Annotated in this window: 18 protein-coding genes; 15 read left to right on the top strand and 3 right to left on the bottom strand. The window is 65.6% G+C overall.

The genetic code is table 11. From position 1 onward, the window contains the following. Positions 1–10 precede the first annotated feature (10 nt). Complete coding sequence (gene solA, locus C7402_RS40445; protein ID WP_116614561.1) at positions 11–1,168, bottom strand: N-methyl-L-tryptophan oxidase; 1,158 nt, start codon at positions 1,166–1,168, stop codon at positions 11–13. A 143-nt stretch (positions 1,169–1,311) separates the two neighbouring features. Beyond that, on the bottom strand, positions 1,312–1,593 hold the full coding sequence (locus C7402_RS40450; RefSeq protein ID WP_112177231.1) for a hypothetical protein: 282 nt from the start codon (positions 1,591–1,593) through the stop codon (positions 1,312–1,314). A 563-nt stretch (positions 1,594–2,156) separates the two neighbouring features. On the opposite strand from C7402_RS40450, the gene C7402_RS40455 reads away from it, so the two are divergent. The 13 genes from C7402_RS40455 to C7402_RS40515 all read left to right on the top strand — a co-directional run bounded on the left by C7402_RS40455 (position 2,157) and on the right by C7402_RS40515 (position 13,872). Continuing rightward, entirely contained in the window at positions 2,157–2,966 is an 810-nt protein-coding gene (locus C7402_RS40455; RefSeq protein ID WP_116614538.1) for an N-acyl homoserine lactonase family protein, read from the top strand. Continuing rightward, complete coding sequence (locus C7402_RS40460) at positions 2,963–3,745, top strand: SDR family oxidoreductase (protein WP_224040043.1); 783 nt, start codon at positions 2,963–2,965, stop codon at positions 3,743–3,745. Before C7402_RS40455 ends, C7402_RS40460 begins: the two co-directional genes overlap by 4 nt. A gap of 19 nt (positions 3,746–3,764) precedes the next feature. Continuing rightward, on the top strand, positions 3,765–5,123 hold the full coding sequence (locus C7402_RS40465) for an MmgE/PrpD family protein (protein ID WP_116614539.1): 1,359 nt from the start codon (positions 3,765–3,767) through the stop codon (positions 5,121–5,123). A gap of 39 nt (positions 5,124–5,162) precedes the next feature. Further along, positions 5,163–6,086, top strand: coding sequence for an NAD(P)-dependent oxidoreductase (locus tag C7402_RS40470; RefSeq protein WP_116614540.1), 924 nt, complete (start codon positions 5,163–5,165; stop codon positions 6,084–6,086). A gap of 57 nt (positions 6,087–6,143) precedes the next feature. Further along, complete coding sequence (locus tag C7402_RS40475; protein ID WP_116614541.1) at positions 6,144–6,470, top strand: NIPSNAP family protein; 327 nt, start codon at positions 6,144–6,146, stop codon at positions 6,468–6,470. A 12-nt stretch (positions 6,471–6,482) separates the two neighbouring features. Next, complete coding sequence (locus C7402_RS40480) at positions 6,483–7,382, top strand: NAD(P)-dependent oxidoreductase (RefSeq protein ID WP_116614542.1); 900 nt, start codon at positions 6,483–6,485, stop codon at positions 7,380–7,382. A 21-nt stretch (positions 7,383–7,403) separates the two neighbouring features. Beyond that, complete coding sequence (locus C7402_RS40485) at positions 7,404–8,843, top strand: aldehyde dehydrogenase family protein (RefSeq protein ID WP_116614543.1); 1,440 nt, start codon at positions 7,404–7,406, stop codon at positions 8,841–8,843. A gap of 109 nt (positions 8,844–8,952) precedes the next feature. Then, entirely contained in the window at positions 8,953–9,348 is a 396-nt protein-coding gene (locus C7402_RS40490; protein ID WP_112177237.1) for a carboxymuconolactone decarboxylase family protein, read from the top strand. Between the two features lie 66 nt (positions 9,349–9,414). Then, positions 9,415–10,776: an MFS transporter gene (locus tag C7402_RS40495; RefSeq protein WP_112177238.1), complete on the top strand. Its 1,362-nt coding sequence runs from the start codon at positions 9,415–9,417 to the stop codon at positions 10,774–10,776. 33 nt (positions 10,777–10,809) lie between these two features. Continuing rightward, positions 10,810–11,727: an NAD(P)-dependent oxidoreductase gene (locus C7402_RS40500; protein WP_116614544.1), complete on the top strand. Its 918-nt coding sequence runs from the start codon at positions 10,810–10,812 to the stop codon at positions 11,725–11,727. Further along, on the top strand, positions 11,724–12,119 hold the full coding sequence (locus C7402_RS40505) for a cupin domain-containing protein (protein ID WP_116614545.1): 396 nt from the start codon (positions 11,724–11,726) through the stop codon (positions 12,117–12,119). Before C7402_RS40500 ends, C7402_RS40505 begins: the two co-directional genes overlap by 4 nt. 89 nt (positions 12,120–12,208) lie before the next feature. Next, complete coding sequence (locus C7402_RS40510; RefSeq protein ID WP_116614546.1) at positions 12,209–13,003, top strand: carboxymuconolactone decarboxylase family protein; 795 nt, start codon at positions 12,209–12,211, stop codon at positions 13,001–13,003. A gap of 125 nt (positions 13,004–13,128) precedes the next feature. Further along, on the top strand, positions 13,129–13,872 hold the full coding sequence (locus C7402_RS40515) for a GntR family transcriptional regulator (RefSeq protein WP_244315049.1): 744 nt from the start codon (positions 13,129–13,131) through the stop codon (positions 13,870–13,872). 6 nt (positions 13,873–13,878) lie between these two features. Here C7402_RS40515 and C7402_RS40520 read toward each other — a convergent pair whose 3' ends face one another. Further along, positions 13,879–14,904: a LacI family DNA-binding transcriptional regulator gene (locus C7402_RS40520; RefSeq protein WP_116614563.1), complete on the bottom strand. Its 1,026-nt coding sequence runs from the start codon at positions 14,902–14,904 to the stop codon at positions 13,879–13,881. 204 nt (positions 14,905–15,108) lie between these two features. Between C7402_RS40520 and C7402_RS40525 the strand changes: the two genes are divergently transcribed. Further along, positions 15,109–16,242 carry an ABC transporter ATP-binding protein gene (locus C7402_RS40525; RefSeq protein WP_116614547.1) on the top strand — a complete coding sequence of 378 codons (1,134 nt, stop codon included), beginning with the start codon at positions 15,109–15,111 and terminating at the stop codon, positions 16,240–16,242. Positions 16,243–16,329: 87 nt separating this feature from the next. Further along, a complete protein-coding gene (locus C7402_RS40530) occupies positions 16,330–17,604 on the top strand; it encodes an ABC transporter substrate-binding protein (protein WP_112177245.1) in 1,275 nt (424 codons plus the stop codon). Positions 17,605–17,619: the final 15 nt, after the last annotated feature.

Genomic DNA, 17,619 nt, shown 5'->3' on the forward strand with positions numbered 1-17,619 from the left:
AGCGCGCACGCTACGCAAAACGCTTGCGCGCGAACATCGCGAGATCGATGTGGCTCGTGCCTTGCGTAATGCGCTCGGCGAGCGCTTCGCCTATCGCGCTCGCGAACTTGAAGCCGTGGCCCGAAAAACCGGTGGCGACGTGAACGTTCGGGCAGGCGGGCACGCGGTCGATGATGAAATGCGTGTCGGGCGTCATGTCGTATTCGCACGCGCGGCCCACGCGCAGTTTGCCCGCGCCCGGCAGATAGCGTTGCAGGAAGCCTTGCAGGTCGGCGAGGTCGGTGGGCTCGGCTCCGAACGGCGCGAGTGCGGCGTCCACCGCCACGGGCTCGCCGCCGTCATGGCGGCCAAGCTTCAGACCGCTGCCGTCGAGATCGGGAAAGCCGTAGTAGCCGCCGTTCTCCGAGGCGACGAAAAAGCCGGGGAAGCGCTCGGGCGCAAAGAGGCCGGCGGCGGGCTCGAACCACGCGAAGGTCTTGCGCACGCGGGTGACGGGAACGTCGAGGCCCAGCGCTGCGAGCAGAGGCTGCGTCGATTTCCCGGCGCACACGATCAGGTCGCGCGCCGAGAACTGTTCGCCGGTGTCGGTCCAGACGCTCACGCTTTCCCGGCCATGGCACGCAAGGCGCGTGACGCGTGTGCCGGTGCGCAGCGTTGCGCCAAGCGCGCAGGCCAGCTCGCGATATGCACGAATGGCGCGCTCGCAGTAAAGCACACCCGCGTCGGGCTCGAAGCTGACGATCTGCCCGGCGGTGAGTTGCCATGCGGGCCAGCGCTGGCTGGCCTGGGCACCGTCGAGCGTTTCGAGCGCGAGCCCGTGGCGCTGCGCACTGCGCTGCACCTCGCGCAGGAAGGGATCGTCGGGCGAACCGATATTGACCACGCCGGTGCGTGCGAAGAGGGTTGCGCCGGTTTCCCGCTCCAGGTCTTCCCAAAGCTGCTGGGCGCGCAGCGCGAGCGGCACATACGCCGCGCCTTCGCCGTAGGCGTGGCGGATGAGGCGCGTGCCGCCGTGATGCGCGCCCTGGTCGTGAGGCGGATCGCCCGCGTCGACCAGCAGCACCTTGTTGCCAAGCCGGCTCAGGTAGTAGCCGGCGGCCATACCCATCGAGCCCGCGCCGACGATGAGCGTGTCAAAGGATCGATCGTTGAGATTGGGAGTTTGCATGGATAGCGGGAGCACGCCGACGAATTGCAAGCTCCCGCGCCGGCAACGGGCGGGAGTGGATGCGGGCTTTCATTGTCGGCACTCGCAGCGCTCCTGTCGAGCGCAACGGCGCGTGACTCACGCGGAAACGGACGATAAGCGGATCAGGCCCGCTCGGTCGGCGCGACGCTGAGGAGCGCCTCGCGCTCCAGATGGTCGAGCAGGCCGACGATGCGCCTGCGCTGCGTGGCCACCAGATCGTAGGTTTCGGCGACCGCGCGCAGGCGTTTGCGCCAGTAGGCGTAGTCGAAGCCGCTCACGGCGGCGCCTTCGTTGCGGGTGAAGTACTGGACCATGCGTTCGACGTGGTCGAGCTGGGTGTCGGCCAGCGCCGCCGGTAGTAGCCCCGTGGTCTTCGGGGGCGCTTCTTTATCCAGAGTGATCATTTTTTTCTCGGTTCTCTCAGGCTGCCTTGCAGGCCGCACGACTCGGATGATGGTGTTCCTGGCATACGGAATGCCGCGCGCTGCTTGCCACGTACCCCCCGGCAGACACCGCAGCGCGGAACGAAAATCCGGACCATCAACACGTCAGCCCTACCGGAGTGCCCCGGAAGATTTGACATAGCGCAAATTTAACGCGCTTTCGGGGCGAGACTTTACCGTACGTCTCAATTTCGTGGCTGTCATGTGGCTTTCACTCACTTTCATCCAACTATTGGAATGCGGTGATGGCTTTTTATCTTCTTGACGGATTGTATGACAAGAATATAATCGGCTTCACGCGAGAGCGACCCGGCAACGCAAGGCAACCGGAGCGCCACGATGCAACCCGGTCGAAGCCTGCTCAGGCGCCCGGACAACAGGAGACAGCGCATGCACCGCATGACCGGCAGCATCCCGGCCCCCGATCGAACCTCGGTCATGCGCGCACGCACGCCGCTTCGGCGCTGAACGTCTCCTCGCCCGCGCTTCGACACGGAAAAATTCAACGAAAGGACACCCGAGACATGTCATCGCCCATCGAGAACTACCGCATCTACGCAGTCAAGTACGCGCACTTCGAGCGCCGCTCGTTCCACAACTTCATCGGCGGTGACTCGCACGACGTGCCCATGCCGCTCGATTACTACGTGTGGGCGGTGGTGGGGCGCGAGCGCACGTATATCGTCGATACGGGTTTCGATCAGGCCATGGCGGACAAGCGCGGCCGCACGATCACGAATACGGTCGAAGCGGGGCTCGGCAAGATCGGCATCCGCGCGGCCGACGTGAAGGACGTGATCATCACGCACATGCACTACGATCACGCGGGCAATCACGCCCTGTTTCCGCATGCCCGCTACCATGTTCAGGACCGCGAAATGGCGTACTGCACCGGGCGCTGCATGTGTCACCACGCGCTCAGCCACCCGTTCGAGCCCGAAGACGTGAAGGCGATGGTGGGGCGTCTTTTCGATGGTCGCGTGCAGTTTCACGAAGGGGCGTCGGAGATCGCGCCGGGGCTGACCGTGCACTGGGTGGGCGGCCATACGAACGGCTTGCAGATCGTGCGTGTGCACACCGAGCACGGCTGGGTCGTGCTGGCCTCGGACGCCTCGCACTTCTACGCCAACATGCAGGAGCACCGGCCGTTTCCAGTCGTCTACAACGTGGGCGACATGCTCGAAGGCTATGAAGCGGCACACCGCCTCGCGAGTTCTCCGGCACAAGTGATACCGGGCCACGATCCGGCCGTGCTTACGCGCTTTCCCGCGCATGATCGCGAAACCGAGGGCTGGATCGTCCGGCTCGACGCGCCCATGCGGAGCGCGCAATGATGCGTGGCAAGGGAGCGCTCGTGACCGGCTCGTCGAACGGGCTCGGCCTCGCGATGGCGTCGGCGCTGGCCCAGGCGGGCTGCGATGTCGTGCTGCATGGGCTCGAAGCTCCTGGCGAGATGCTAAGCATAACTAATGACATCGCGAGCCGCCACGATGTGCGCGTGAGCTACGTGCAGGCCGATCTCGCAAGCGTGGCCGGTGTCGATGCCCTGATGGCGGCGGCGCACGAGCGGCTCGGCACACTCGACGTGCTCATCAACAACGCGGTCGTGCGGCATTTCGCGGGTATTGGCGCGTTTCCCGTGGAGCGCTGGCATGAGGCGCTCGCGGTCAATCTCACGGCCGCCTTCCGCGCCATTCAGCTTGCGCTGCCCGGCATGCGCGAGCGCGGCTGGGGCCGCATCTTCAACATGACATCCGTCTATGGCTCGCGCGCCGTCGCGAACCGCGTGGACTACGTGACGACGAAAACGGCGCTCATGGGCCTCACGCGCTCGGTGGCGCTGGAAACGCTCAAGCAGGGCATTACCTGCAACGCGATCTGTCCGGGCTCGGTGCTCACGCCCAATATCGACGGCCGCATCATCGAGCTGATGGAAGCGCGCTCGCTCGGGCGCACAGCCGCCGTGCGCGCGTTTCTGGAGGGCAAGCAGCCGACCGGCGAATTGATCGAAGCTGCACACGTGGGCGAACTCGTGGTGTTTCTGTGCGGCCCGGCGGCGGCGCAGATCACGGGCGCGATGATGCCGATCGAAGGAGGCTGGCTTGCAGGTTGATCGACAGGCTGATCCGCAGATGCGCGAATACGCGGGCGTGACGCGCACGTTAGCCGCATTCATTGCGCAGACGCAATGGGCCGACGTGCCCGAGGACGTGCGCCACGAGGCGAAGCGCGCGTTGGTGAACTACTTCGCTGTGGCGCTCGCGGGCGCGCATGATCCCACCATCGAGAAGGCCGTGGGCGTGTATGGGCGCTTCAGCGCGAACGAGCACGCTTCGCTCGTGGGCCGTCGCGAGTGCACCGACATGCTCAACGCAGCGGCGCTCAACGCCATGAGCGCGAACGTGTTCGACTTCGACGACACGCACGTTCCCACCATCATTCATCCGGGCGCGCCCGTTGCCGCCCCCTTGTTCGCCCTGGCGCAAACCGCGCCGTTGAGTGGCGAGCAGTTGTTGCTGGCATTCGTGCTGGGCGTGGAGGCGGCTTGCCGTATCGGCAACGCGGTTTCGCCCGAGCACTATCAGCGCGGCTGGCATATCACGTCCACGTGTGGCGTGTTCGGCGCGGCGGCGGCCGTTGCGCGCGCAATGGGTTTGGCTGCGCGCGAGAGCGCCTGGGCGCTCGGCAATGCATCGGCGCAAACGGGCGGCCTCGTGGAGACGCTCGGCACGATGTCGAAAAGCATCGGCGTGGGCAACGCGGCGCGCGGCGGCTTGCTGGCGGCGCTGCTCGCGCGCGAGGGCTTCGCAGGTCCCGACGCGCCACTCGAAGGCGAACGCGGTTTTCTGCGCTGCGCGGCGTCACGGCCCGATGTGAATGCGATCACCGAAGGTCTGGGGCGCGAATGGGCGCTGCGCGCGAACACCTATAAGCCGTACCCGTGCGGCGTCGTGCTCAACCCGGTGATCGACGCCTGTCTCGCGCTGCATCGTGAAACACGCTGCGCGCTCGACGCCATCGAGGCCGTCGAGCTTCGCGGGCATCCGCTGCTGCGCGAGCGCACCGATCGGCCGGATGTGCGTAGCGGCCGCGAGGCGCAGGTGAGCGCGCAGCATGCGGTTGCCATTGCGCTCGCACGAGGTCGCGCGGGACTCGCGGAATTTAGCGACGCTGCGGTGGCCGACCCTGAGATTCGCGCGCTCGGCAAGCGGTTGCGTTTCTCGGACGAAGCCAGTGGGTCCGTCGAGTCCGCCGAGGTGACGCTGGTGCTACGTACCGGGGAACGCGTGACGAAGCGCATCGAAGCGGCGCGCGGCAGTCTCGCCGCGCCGCTGGACGACGCGGCGCTAGAAGCGAAATTGCGCGAACTGGCGGCGTACGGCGGCGCTGGCGTGGCGGCCGAGCCGTTGCTCGCGCAACTATGGACGCTCGACGCAGCCACGGACGCAGCGGTCGTGATGCGTCTCGCACAGGCGCCGCAAGCGCAATGACATTGAATTAGCTGACATTTCACTGGAACGAGGATAGTCATGGCGAGTGGGCAAGCAACAAGGGAGCCGGGCGGCGCGCCGCTCGGCTTCATCGGAGTCGGGACGATGGGGCGGCCGATGGCGCGCCGTCTCATCGAGGCAGGGCATGCGCTGATCGTGTTCGATCGCGATGAAGCGGCAGTCGCGGAACTCACGGCCATTGGCGCGCTGGCGGCGCAATCGGTGCACGAAGTGGCCGACCGGGCACGCGTGGTGTTCACGAGCCTGCCGACGCCCGCGATCTTCCGCGAAGTGGCGCTCGGCGCGGGCGGCCTGCGCGACGGCGAGACGGTGAAGATCCTCGTCGATCTTTCCACGGTCGGTTCGCGTATCGAAAAGGAAGTGGCCGCGGGTTTGCGCGAGCGCGGCATCGAAACGGTCGATGCGCCCGTGAGCGGTGGCGCGGCCGGTGCGACGAAAGGCTCGCTCGCGATCATGGCGGCGGGCGTGGGCGCGGCGCTGGACGAAGTGCGGCCGCTGTTCGACGTGCTCGGCAAGGTATTCGTCGTGGGCGATCAGCCGGGGCAGGGGCAACTGCTCAAGCTCCTCAACAACATGCTTTCCTCCACGGCGTTTGCGATCACCTCCGAGGCGTTCGTGGCGGGCATGCGCGGCGGCCTCGACCCGGAGGTGATGATGGCCGTGATCAACGCGGGCAGCGGCAAGAACGGCGCGACGCTCGACAAATTTCCGAAGCATGTGCTGCCGCGCACGTTCGACTTCGGCTTTCCGGTGGGCAGCGTGTGCAAGGACATTGGCCTGGCCGTGGACGAATGCCAGGCGCTGGGCGTGCCCATGTGGGTGGGTAACATCGCGCGCCAGGTCTGGAATCACGCGGCCATGCAGGACGGCGCGGCGCGCGACATGACGGAGCTGGTGCGCTATGTCGAGCGCTGGTCGTCCACCGAGGGGCTTGACGCCTGATGTGACCGGCGATCGCCATGCAATAAGGAATGCTACAAAATTTACACGGAGAAACCGATGATTGTTGAACTGCGCATTTATCACTGCGCGCCGACGCGTCTGCCGGCGTTGCTCGACCGCTTCTCGACCACCACGCTGGCCTTCTTCGAGAAGTACGGCATTCGCCAGATCGGCTTCTGGACCACGCTCATCGGCGAGAGCAACCACACGCTGACCTATCTGGTGCAGTGGGAGAGCCTCGCGGAGCGCGAGCAAAAGTGGAATGCGTTCCAGGCCGACGCCGAATGGATCGCGAAGCGTGCCGCGAGCGAAGCCGAGCGGCCTATTGTCGAGCGCATCGAGAGCCATATTCTCACGCCGACCGCATTTTCAGCACTGCGCTAAGGAGACGCTGCGATGAACGAACCTAAGCGGGAACCCCGGAATATCGGTTTCATCGGCCTCGGCATGATGGGCGCACCCATGGTGCAGTGTCTCGTCAACGCCGGTTACACGCTTTATCTCGACGACGCCGACGCCGCGCGCGCCGATGCGCTTGCCGCGCAGACGGGCGCCCGCCGCCTGGGCGCGGACAACGCCGCCGGACTCGACGTGCTGATCACCATGCTGCCGAATTCGGCCATCGTGGAAAGCGTGCTGCTGGGCGACGGCACAGGCGGCTGGGCGAGCCGGCTCGCGCCGGGCGCGGTGGTGATCGACATGAGTTCGTCGGAACCCGAGCGCTCGCGCAAGCTGGGCGCCGTGCTCGAAGAGCGTGGGCTCGCGTATCTCGACGCACCCGTTTCGGGCGGCGTGAAGAAGGCGAAGGATGGCACGCTCGCCATCCTGATCGGCGGGCGCGAGGAGATCGCGGCGCGCTGCCATGCCCTGCTGGGGGCAATGGGCAAGAGCCTGCTCCATATCGGCGGCGCCGGCGCGGGCCACGCGGCGAAGGCGCTCAACAACTACGTGTCGGCGGCTGGGTTGGCGGCGACGGTGGAAGCGTTGCATGTGGCCGAGCGTTTCGGCATCGACCCGGGTGTGATGACCGACGTGCTCAATGCGTCGTCGGGGCGCAGCAATACCTCGGAAAACAAGGTCAAGCAGTTCATGCTGAGCGGCACGTTCGGCTCGGGCTTCGCGTTGCAGTTGATGAACAAGGACATCAAGATTGCGCGCGCGCTCGCGCAGTCGGTCGGTTATCCAATGGTGCTCGGCACGACCTGCGCCACGCTCTGGGACGAGGCCGCGCAACGCTCGACGCCCGCGACCGACCACACCGAGCTGTACCGCTTGCTGCCGGGCAAAGCGGACTGAACGAATCGATCTGGAGTGCTTATGTCAATCGAAGTCCAAACGGGCGCGTTTTATATAGACGGAACGTGGGTCGCGCCAGCGGACGCGCGCTGGTTCGACGTGATCGACCCCGCGACGGAGGAGCGCATCGAACGTCTCGCATTGGGCAATGCCGCCGATGTGGATCGCGCAGTGGCTGCCGCGCGCCGCGCCTTGCCCGCGTGGTCCGCCACGAGCGTGGGCGAACGCGTGGACCTGCTCAAGCGTGTGGTGCGCATTTACGAGCGCCGCTACGACGCGTTCGCGGAGTTGATGCGCCGCGAGATGGGCGCGCCCATCACGTTTGCGCGCAGCGGCCAGGCCGCGCGCGGCCCCGCGCATCTGAACACGCTGATCGAGGTGCTGGAGCATTTTGCATTCGAGGAGCAGCGCGGCAGCACGCGCGTCGTGCTGGAGCCGATCGGCGTGTGCGGTCTCATCACGCCGTGGAACTGGCCGGTGAACCAGATCGTCGTGAAGATCGCCCCGGCGCTCGCGGCGGGCTGCACGATGGTGCTCAAACCCAGCGAGTATTCGCCGCTGAGCGCGCTGCTGTTCGCTGAAGTGCTCCACGAAGCGGGCTTGCCGCGCGGCGTGTTCAACCTCGTGAACGGCGACGGCCCCGGCGTGGGCGAGGCGATCGCGAGTCACCCCGGCATCGACATGGTGTCGTTCACGGGCTCCACGCGCGCGGGCGTGCTGGTGGCGCAGTCGGCCGCGCCCACGGTCAAGCGCGTGGCGCAGGAGTTGGGCGGCAAGTCGCCGAACATCCTGCTCGACGACGTCGATCTCGAGGAAGCCGTCACGCGCGGCGTGGCGGCGTGCTTCACGAACTCGGGCCAGTCGTGCTCGATTCCCACGCGCATGCTCGTGCCGCGCCGTCTGCTTGCCGACGCCGAGGACATCGCCCGCCTCGCCGCGCAAGCCTACCGTCTCGGGCCCACCGACGACCCCGCCACGCAACTCGGGCCGCTCGTGAACCGCAACCAGTTCGAGCGCGTGCAAGCGCTGATCCAGAAGGGCATCGACGAAGGCGCGCGGCTCGTCACCGGCGGCGCGGGCAAGCCGGCGGGCCTCGAGCGCGGCTATTACGTGAAGCCCACGGTGTTTTCGCAGGTCACGCCGGAGATGACGATCGCAAGCGAAGAGATCTTCGGGCCGGTACTTTCGATGATGGCTTACGACAGCGAAGAGGAAGCCATCGCCATCGCAAACGGCACTGAGTACGGCCTTGCCGCGTACGTGCAGTCGGGCGATATCGAGCGTGCCCGCAAGGTGGGCCGCGCACTGCGCGCGGGCGGCGTGCATCTGAACTACCCGAGTGCCGACTTTGCCGCGCCGTTCGGCGGCTACAAGCGCTCGGGCAACGGCCGCGAGTGGGGCGAGGCGGGCTTGCGCGAGTACCTGGAAACCAAGGCGATGGTGGGCTACGGCACGCCGTGACCGTGCAGGTCGAAAATTTTTTTGCCTTGCCGTCTTGTCCGACAATCTTCCGGGAAGACACGGGCGGCAAATCGATTGAACGAATCAGGAAACAGTGAGGAATCCGAACATGGAAAACAACGAGCGTTTCGAAGCCGGCTTCGAAAACCGCAAGGAAGTGTTGGGCGCGGCGCACGTGGAGAAGTCGTGGGCCAATGCCGACGATTTCAACCGCCCGATGCAGCAATACGTGACCGAGTGCTGCTGGGGCGATATCTGGGGCGACACCACGTTGCCGTTCAAGACGCGCAGCATGCTCAACCTCGGCATGCTCACCGCGATGAGCCAGCATCACGAACTCGCCGTGCACGTGAAGGGTGCGCTGCGCAACGGCGTGACGAAGGAAGAAATTCGCGCGGTGCTCATGCAGGCCGCGATTTACTGCGGCGTGCCGCTCGCGCTGGCTGCGTTTCGCGTGGCGAGCGAGGCGATCAAGGCCTATGAGGCGGAAACCGCCACGGCCTGAGCGAAGCGCGCACCCATCGAATAAACATGCGCGCCGCACGGTGCGCCATATCAGTTGGAGACAAAGATGAAAACCCTGGCTGCAACCGACGTCATAGAGGCCGAGCGCGAGGAGTCGATCGAGGCGAAGCGGCGCAACGCCATCAAGGGCGCGTTCTTCTCCGAATACATCGACATGTTCGACATCTACCTGCCGGTGGTGGTGCTTTCGCCGGTGCTCGCGTTCTTCCAGCCGCCGCATCTCACGGCCGGCATGGAGACGATCCTCGCCTCGCTCGTGTTCATCACGACGCTGCTCGGCCGCCCGGTGGGCGCGCTGATTTTCGGCATGGTCGCGGACCGAGTGGGCCGCCGCAAGGCGTCGATCTGGTCGGTGTCGGGCTTTGGCGTGGTGACGCTGCTCATCGCGTTGCTGCCGGGCTATCAGAGCATTGGCGTCGCGTCGTACTGGCTGCTGGTGCTGCTGCGCTTCGTGGACGGCATCTTTCTCGGCGGCGGCTACACCGGGGCCATGCCGCTTGCCATCGAGTATTCGAAGAAGGCGCAGCGCGGCTTCGTGGGTGGCTTCATCATCGCGGGCTTTCCGGCGGCCTACGTGTCCATCAATCTCGTGGCCATGCTGATGTTCGCGCTCTTTCCGCTCAACGGCGTGAATTCGCCCTATGCGCAATGGGGCTGGCGCATTCCGTTCGTGCTGGGTTCGGTGCTGGCCGGCCTGCTCGCGCTCTACTACGTGCACAAGGTGGCCGAGTCGGAAATCTGGAAGAGCGAGACCGCCGATAAAGCGGCGGACAAGGCGGCCGAACCCGAAAAACTGCCGCTCACGGACCTGCTGCGCGGCAAGAGCGGGCGCAGCCTCTTGCAGGTGCTGGTGATGATGACGGGCTTCTGGCTCACGCAGAACATCATCACGATCTTCCTGCCAACGGGCCTGCTCTTCAAGACGCTGCATCTCACGGGCTTCGAGATCACGCTTACGCTGATGATCACGTATTTCGTGCTGTTCTTCAGCTATATCGCCTCGGGCATGATCGGCCAGCGCATCGGGCGGCGGCGTTTCTTCGTGATTCTCGGGCCCGTCATCGCCACGGTGGGCGCGGGGCTGCTCTATGTGCTCGCGAACGTCGAAGGGCTCACGCTGCCGGCCATCATCGCGCTCACGTGCGTACTGGCCGTGATCGTCACCTCGCCCTGGGGCGTGATCGTCACCTACATCAACGAACGATTCGTGACCGACGTGCGGGCTACGGGCTTTGGCGTGGGCTTCAGCCTCTCGGTGATCATCCCGTCGTTCTACGCGTTCTACATGGACGGCCTGAGCGCCTTCATGCCGCTGCGGCTCACGCCGGTCGCGCTGCTTTGCGTGGGCGGACTGATCGGCGCAATCGGCGCGCTGATGGGGCCGGAAACGAAAGATGTGGACTTCTAATGACGTTGTCTCTCTGAACAGGAAAGGAAAGCGATGAACAAGGAGCGCATAGGCTTCATTGGCCTGGGCAATATGGGCGGGCGCATGACGCGGCGTCTCGTGGATGCCGGCATCCAGGTGCTTGGCTACGACACCGTGCGCGAGCGCGTGCAGGCCACGGGTGCGCAGCCCGCCGCCACGGTGGCCGAGGCCGTGAAATTCGCCGACGTCGTGATGATGTCGCTGCCCGATAGCAAGGTGGTCGAGGCCGTGGTGGAAAGCGCGGACGGCGTGCTCGCGCACTGCCGCGCGGGCCAGATCGTGGTGGACCTGAGCACGGCTGCGGCAAGCTCGACGATCCGCCTTGCGCAGCGCTTTGCCGAACGCGGCGTGCAGTACGTGGACGCGGGCATTTCCGGCGGCGCGGCGGCGGCCGAAAAGGGGGCGCTCACGCTCATGGTGGGCGGCGAGACGCAGGCCGTGCAGGCGCTGCAATGGGCGTTCGCACCGATCAGCGCGAAGGTGGCGCATATGGGCGAGAGCGGCGCAGGCCACACGACCAAGCTGCTCAACAACTTCCTCAATGCGGTGAGCCTTGCGGCGAGCGCCGAGGTGATGGTGGCGGGCAAGAAAGCCGGGCTCGACCTGCACCTGCTGCTGGACGTGCTCAACAGCAGCAGCGGCGTGAACTTCGCCACGCTCAACCGCTTTCCGAAGATCGTCGACGGCGACTATCTGGAAGGCGGCCTCACGGGCAAGCTGATGACGAAGGATGTCGTGCTCTACGTCGATCGCGCGCGCGAACTGGGTGTGGTGTCGCTCAATGCCTCGGGTCCGCTCGCGAGCTTCGGTCTCGGCACGGCGCTTGGCTATGGCGATGTGATCAGCAACCGGGTGGTGGACGCCATCGGCGATGTGTCGGGCGGCGTGCGCCTCCATGAAGGACAACGAAACAAGGAGAAAGCAGCATGAAGGTATTTCACGGCAGGGCGGAAGGCGGCATGTCGGAGCAGCGCGGCGCGACGTTTTCGGGCACGGTCTGGGCCGACCCGGTCATGCCGCCCACCGACGGCGTGACCATCAACACCGTGTTTTTCGCGCCGCGCGGGCGCACCTACTGGCATACGCACGAGCACGGCCAGGTGCTCCAGGTCACGGCGGGCAAGGGCTGGATCTGCAAGGAAGGCGAGCAGCCGCAGGAAATCCGCCAGGGCGACATTGTCTTCATCGGGCCGAACGAACGTCACTGGCACGGCGCGAGCGATGCGAGCTACATGGTGCATGTCGCCACCTCGCTCGGCAAGGCGACCTGGCAGGAAGAAGTGACGGAAGGCGATTATCCGCAGGGGCAGAAAGCGCGTTGATACGCGCTTGATGGGTGCATGAGCGGGGCGCGCAGCGCGATGCGTCCCGCCATCGAATCGAAACTCTCGCGACCGGGAGACAGGGCGCAATGAAACCAGCAGAAGGATCCGCAGGACCCGCACAAGCGCGCGACCCGCAGCAGATCAAGGCGGACTTCGTGCGCGTGCACGGCATGTGGAGCGCGGCGTGGGAGAGCCTGTTGCGCCTCGACGCGGGCTTCGTCGACGCCTACGTGGCGTTTTCAGGCGTGCCGCAACGGCGCAATCATCTGGACGCGAAAGTGCGCGCATTCATCGCGCTCGCCGCCGACGCGTGCGCCACGCAACTCTACGCGCCCGGCGTGGCGCACCATATCGACGAGGCGCTGGCGTGCGGCGCGACGCGCGAGGAGTTGATGGAAGTGCTCGAACTCGTGAGCACGATCGGCATTCACACGAGCAACGTGGGCGTGCCCGTGCTGCTCGAAGTGCTCGAAGAGGAGGGCCTGCGCAATGGGCCGGCCGCGCTCGACGAACGGCAGCGCGCGCTGAAGGCGGCGTTCGAGACCAATCGCGGCTACTGGCATCCCACGTGGGAGGGGTTGCTCGAACTCGATCCCGATCTCTTCGAGGCTTATGTCGCGTTTTCCTCGGTGCCGTGGCGCACGGGTGTGCTGAGCCCGAAGGTCAAGGAGTTCATGTATTGCGCGTTCGATGCCTCCGCCACACACCTCTACGTGCCAGGGCTCAAGCTCCATATGCGCAACGCATTGCGCTATGGGGCGACGGCGCAGGAGTTGATGGAACTGCTGGAGATCGTGAGCACGACCGGCATTCATGGGGCGGAACTGGGCGCGCCGCTGCTCGAAGCGGCATGGGAGCGGCATCGCGAAGGGCGGGCGTGAAGCCGGCCTGAAAAAAAGCCCCGCAAGCGCGCCCCGCCTCGTGTTGCAGGGCGGCGACGGATATCGGAAATGGCCCGCGGTGCAGTATCATAGCGACTGGATTTTTGTCGGACGGGAAGACAATAATGTCGACTGATATCGGATTGGTGCGGCCTGAAACGCTGCGTCATCAGGTCGAAAACGTGCTGCGCCAGGCCATCATGAGCGGGCGCTTTGCGCCAGGGGCGCGCCTGATCGAACGGGAGCTGTGCGAAACGCTGGGCGTGAGCCGCACGTCGGTGCGCGAGGCGCTGCGCAAGCTCGAGGCGGAAAAGCTCGTGCGCAACGTGCCGCACAAGGGGCCCGTGGTGGCGGTCATGTCGCGCGAGGAGGCCGCCGAGCTTTACGCGCTGCGCGCGCTGCTCGAAGGCTATGCCGCCCACGAATTCGCCCGCCTCGCCAGCGACGCCATGATCGAACAATTCGGCGCGGCCGCGAAGGCGTTGCGCACCCAGGCCACGGCGCAAAGCCAGGAAGGGGTGCTCAAGGCCAAAACGGCGCTTTACGACGTGCTGCTCGACAACTGCGGCAACAGCCTCGTGAAGGAGATTCTGAACAGCCTCTATTCGCGCGTGAACCTGTTGCGCGCGACCTCGCTCATGCATCCGGACCGGCTGCCGAGCAGCCTGCGCGAAATCGACAAACTGCATAAGGCGCTCAAGGCGCGCAATGCGGACGAGGCGCAGGAACTCGCGCGCCAGCACGTTCTCAACGCCGAGAAGGCGGCCATGCGCATGCTCGATGCCGATGCGGAAGAGACCGCGCCCGAGGCGGGTGACACGGGCCAAACGGGCCAAACGGGCGAGGCCGACGGCAAAGCGCCGGTGTGAGTCTCCTCAGCCGCGCGCGCGCCGCCGGCGCGGCCCCGTGGACATGCGCGTGACGAGTTCGGGCGGCGGTCCGAGCACCATCGGCGGCTGCTTGTCCGGCTCGTCGATCAGACGGATCAGGCTGCGGATCGAAAGCTCGGCCACGGCTTCGGTCTGGATCGCGACCGTGGTAAGGGCGGGGCGCATCTGGTGGGCGAGTTGAATGTCGGTGATGCCGATCACGGACACATCGTCGGGCACGGCGCAGCCCATGCTCACCAGCGCCTGGATCGCGCCAATCGCGAGCAGGTCGTTTGTCGCGAAGATGGCGGTGACGCGCGGGTGCTGCGCGAACAATTGCTGGCAGGCCGCGTAGCCCGAGTCGATCGAGTCGCGCACCTGCAACTGCGCCAAAGTGGCGAGATCCACGCCTTCCTCTAGCAGCTTCGCGCGAAACCCGTCCGAACGCGCGTCCTGCAAACCCCCGCAACCGTCGCCTGTCAACATGGCGATATTTCGGTGTCCCAACTCAAGCAGATGCTGCGCGGCCAGCGCGCCCGCGCGTGCGAAGTCCACGGCAACGCACGGCAGCGCGGGCGGCTTCTCGGGGTGCTCCCACATCGCGAGCAGGATCGGGCCGTTCTGCATCGCGGAGATGCATAGCTCGTTCATGGCGATGTCGGTGTTCATCACGAGCACGCCGTCCGCGAAGGTGCCCGCGATCTGGTTCAGGTACGCGCGGCCGATTTGCGCATCGTCGTCGGTGTTGCAGACCATCAGGAAATGGCCCGCCTTGCGCGCCGCGCGCTCGGCGGCGAGCACGAACTCGGGGTAGAACGGGTTGGCGATGTTCGAAAGCATGAGCGCGAGCGTGGACGAGCGCCCCTGCGCCAGCGCACGCGCATTGAGATTGGGCCGGTAGCCGAGTTCGGCAATGGCCTGCAACACGCGTTCGGCCGTTTCAGGCCGGACCTTTTCGCGGTTGCGCAGCACGTTCGAAACAGTGGCCGCGGTAACGCGCGCGCGCCTCGCGACTTCAGACAAGGTGACCATGACGAGCCTTTCCCACATTCAGGGAAGCTAATTCAAATGTTGCAATGCTGCGGCAGGGTTGCTACTTTTCTCGCACAACATCAACGGAGACAACGAATGCGTGACTGTACCGGATTCGAATTTAAGCGGTTAAATGCCCGCCACGCAAGGGCCTCGGTTCATTTTCGGCGTGAAATTTAAGCGCTTAAATCGCGAGGCTACAGCATGGCGACAATTCAGCTTTCGGGCGTTAGCAAACGCTATGGCGACCACCCGCCGGTGGTCCGCGACGTCGATCTCGACATCGGGCATCACGAGTTCTGTGTGTTCCTCGGGCCTTCCGGCTGCGGCAAGTCCACGCTGCTGCGCATGATCGCGGGGCTGGAGGAGTTGAGCGAAGGCGAGCTGCGCATCGGTTCGCGCGTCGTGACCGATGTGCCCGCCGCGCAGCGCGGCGTGGCGATGGTGTTCCAGAGTTACGCGCTCTTTCCGCACATGACGGTGTTCGAGAACATCGCGTTCGGTCTGAAGATCGCGAAGCTGCCGAAGGCCGAAATCGAGCGGCGCGTGCGCGATGCCGCGAGCAGCCTGCAACTCGAAGCGCTGCTCGACCGCCACCCCAAGGCGCTCTCGGGCGGGCAGCGTCAGCGCGTCGCCATCGGCCGCGCGATCGTGCGCGAGCCGGGCGTGTTCCTGTTCGACGAGCCGCTTTCCAATCTCGACGCCGCCCTGCGCAGCCATACGCGCGTCGAAATCGCGCGGCTGCATCAGCGCTTCGCAGATGCGAGCGTGGTCTACGTGACGCATGACCAGGTCGAGGCGATGACGCTTGCCGACCGCATCGTGCTGCTGCACGCGGGCGCCGACATGGAGCGCCACGGCAGCGTCGCGCAAAGCGGCGCGCCGCTCGATCTCTATCATCACCCGAAGTCGCGCTTCGTGGCGGGCTTCATCGGCTCGCCGCGCATGAACTTCATGGATGCGACCGTGGACGCGGTGGACGAAGACGGCGTGCGCGTCACGCTCGCGCAAGGCGGCGAGTCGATTCTCGCTTGCGTGGAAGGCCGCGGCTTGCAGCGCGGCCAGCCCGTCACACTCGGCGTGCGGCCCGAGCATCTGCGCCTGGGTGGCGACGACCAGTCGATTGCGTGCGCAACGGTATTGGCCGAGCGTCTGGGCGAGCATAGCTATCTGCACGCGGACCATGCGGCGGGTACGCTCGTCGCGAAAGCGCCGGCCGACTCGCCCATCGGCGTGGGCGAGCGCCTGCGCGTGCACGTGCCGCCGCAGGCATGCCACCTGTTCGACGCCGAAGGCGTGGCGCGGCGGCGGCTCGCGCTTGCGCCGGTGCCGGCCTGATTTCGCTATACCCCGCCATCAGAGCGGGTCACCAAGCCTGGCGGCGGGAGCGCCGTCAGCCTACAAAGGCAAAGCAGGAGACAACAGATGTCCTCTAATCGCTCGACAGTTTTCGGTAGCTGGGCCCGCACAACGGCGGTGGTTGCGGCTATTGCGGTCGTTGCCGCGACGGCGTTCACGAGCACGGCCGCCGACGCCGGTACGCTCAACGTCAACGTTTCGGCGCGCGCCAACCAGCGCTCCACATGGCAGGACGCCTTCGACCAGTTCAAGAAGGCCAATCCCGACGTCGACCTCAAGGTCTCCTATATCACCGAGGAAGCCTACAAGGTGCAGATGGGCGGCTGGCTCGCCACCGACCCGCCCGACGTGGTGTCGTGGCATGACGGCGAGCGCATGGCGTACTACGCCGAGCGCGGCTTGCTCGAAGACCTTTCGGCCGACTGGGCGAAGAACGGCTGGAACGAGCAGTACGCGGCCGTCAAGAGCGCGTCCACGTGGAACGGCAAGCAGTACGCCGCGCCGCTGGGCTATGACGCTTATGGCTTCTTCTACCGCAAGGACCTGTTCGAGAAGGCGGGCATCAAGTCGGAGCCCAAGACCTGGGACGAACTGCTCGCCTCCTGCAAGAAGCTCAACGCCATCGGCGTGCAGCCCATTGCCGTCGCCGCGCGAGATAGCTGGACGCTGGCCGCGTGGTTCGACTATCTGGACCTGCGCATCAATGGCAACGAGTTTCATCAGCAGTTGATGGCCGGTCAGATTCCCTATACCGACCCGCGCGTGAAGAAGGTGTACACGACGTGGAAGGCGCTGATGGACAACCACTGCTTCATGGAGAACGCGCTGTCCTACGACGTCGATTCGATCGCGCCCGTGCTCGTTAACGGCAAGGCCGCGATGATGCTGATGGGCACGTTCTTTTCGGCCAGCTTCCCGGCGAACATGAAGCAGAACGTGGGCTTCTTCCGTTTCCCGATCATCGATCCGGCCGTGCCGACGGCCGAGGACGGCCCGGTGAACGTGCTGCTGATTCCCGCGAAGGCCAAAAACAAGGCCGACGCGCGCCGCCTGCTCGCCTTCATGGAAACGCCGAAGATCAACGCCGAACTCGCACAAGGCTGGGGGCAACTGCCTTCGAACAACAAGGCCGCCGAGCCTGACGATCCCATCTCCAAGGTTGGCTTCCAGACGCTCGCGAGCACGCGTGGGGGCATTGCGCAGTTCTATGACCGCGACATGCAAAAGGAAATGGCCGACGAAGGCATGAAGGCCATGCAGCAGTTCTACAGCGATCCGTCGCAGATCGACGCGCTGCTCGCGCGCCTCGAAACGACGCGTCAACGCATCTACCACAAGTAAAGCCGTGGCGCGGCG

Origin of the sequence: Paraburkholderia unamae, assembly GCF_003096875.1 — a bacterium.
GTDB lineage: Bacteria > Pseudomonadota > Gammaproteobacteria > Burkholderiales > Burkholderiaceae > Paraburkholderia > Paraburkholderia unamae.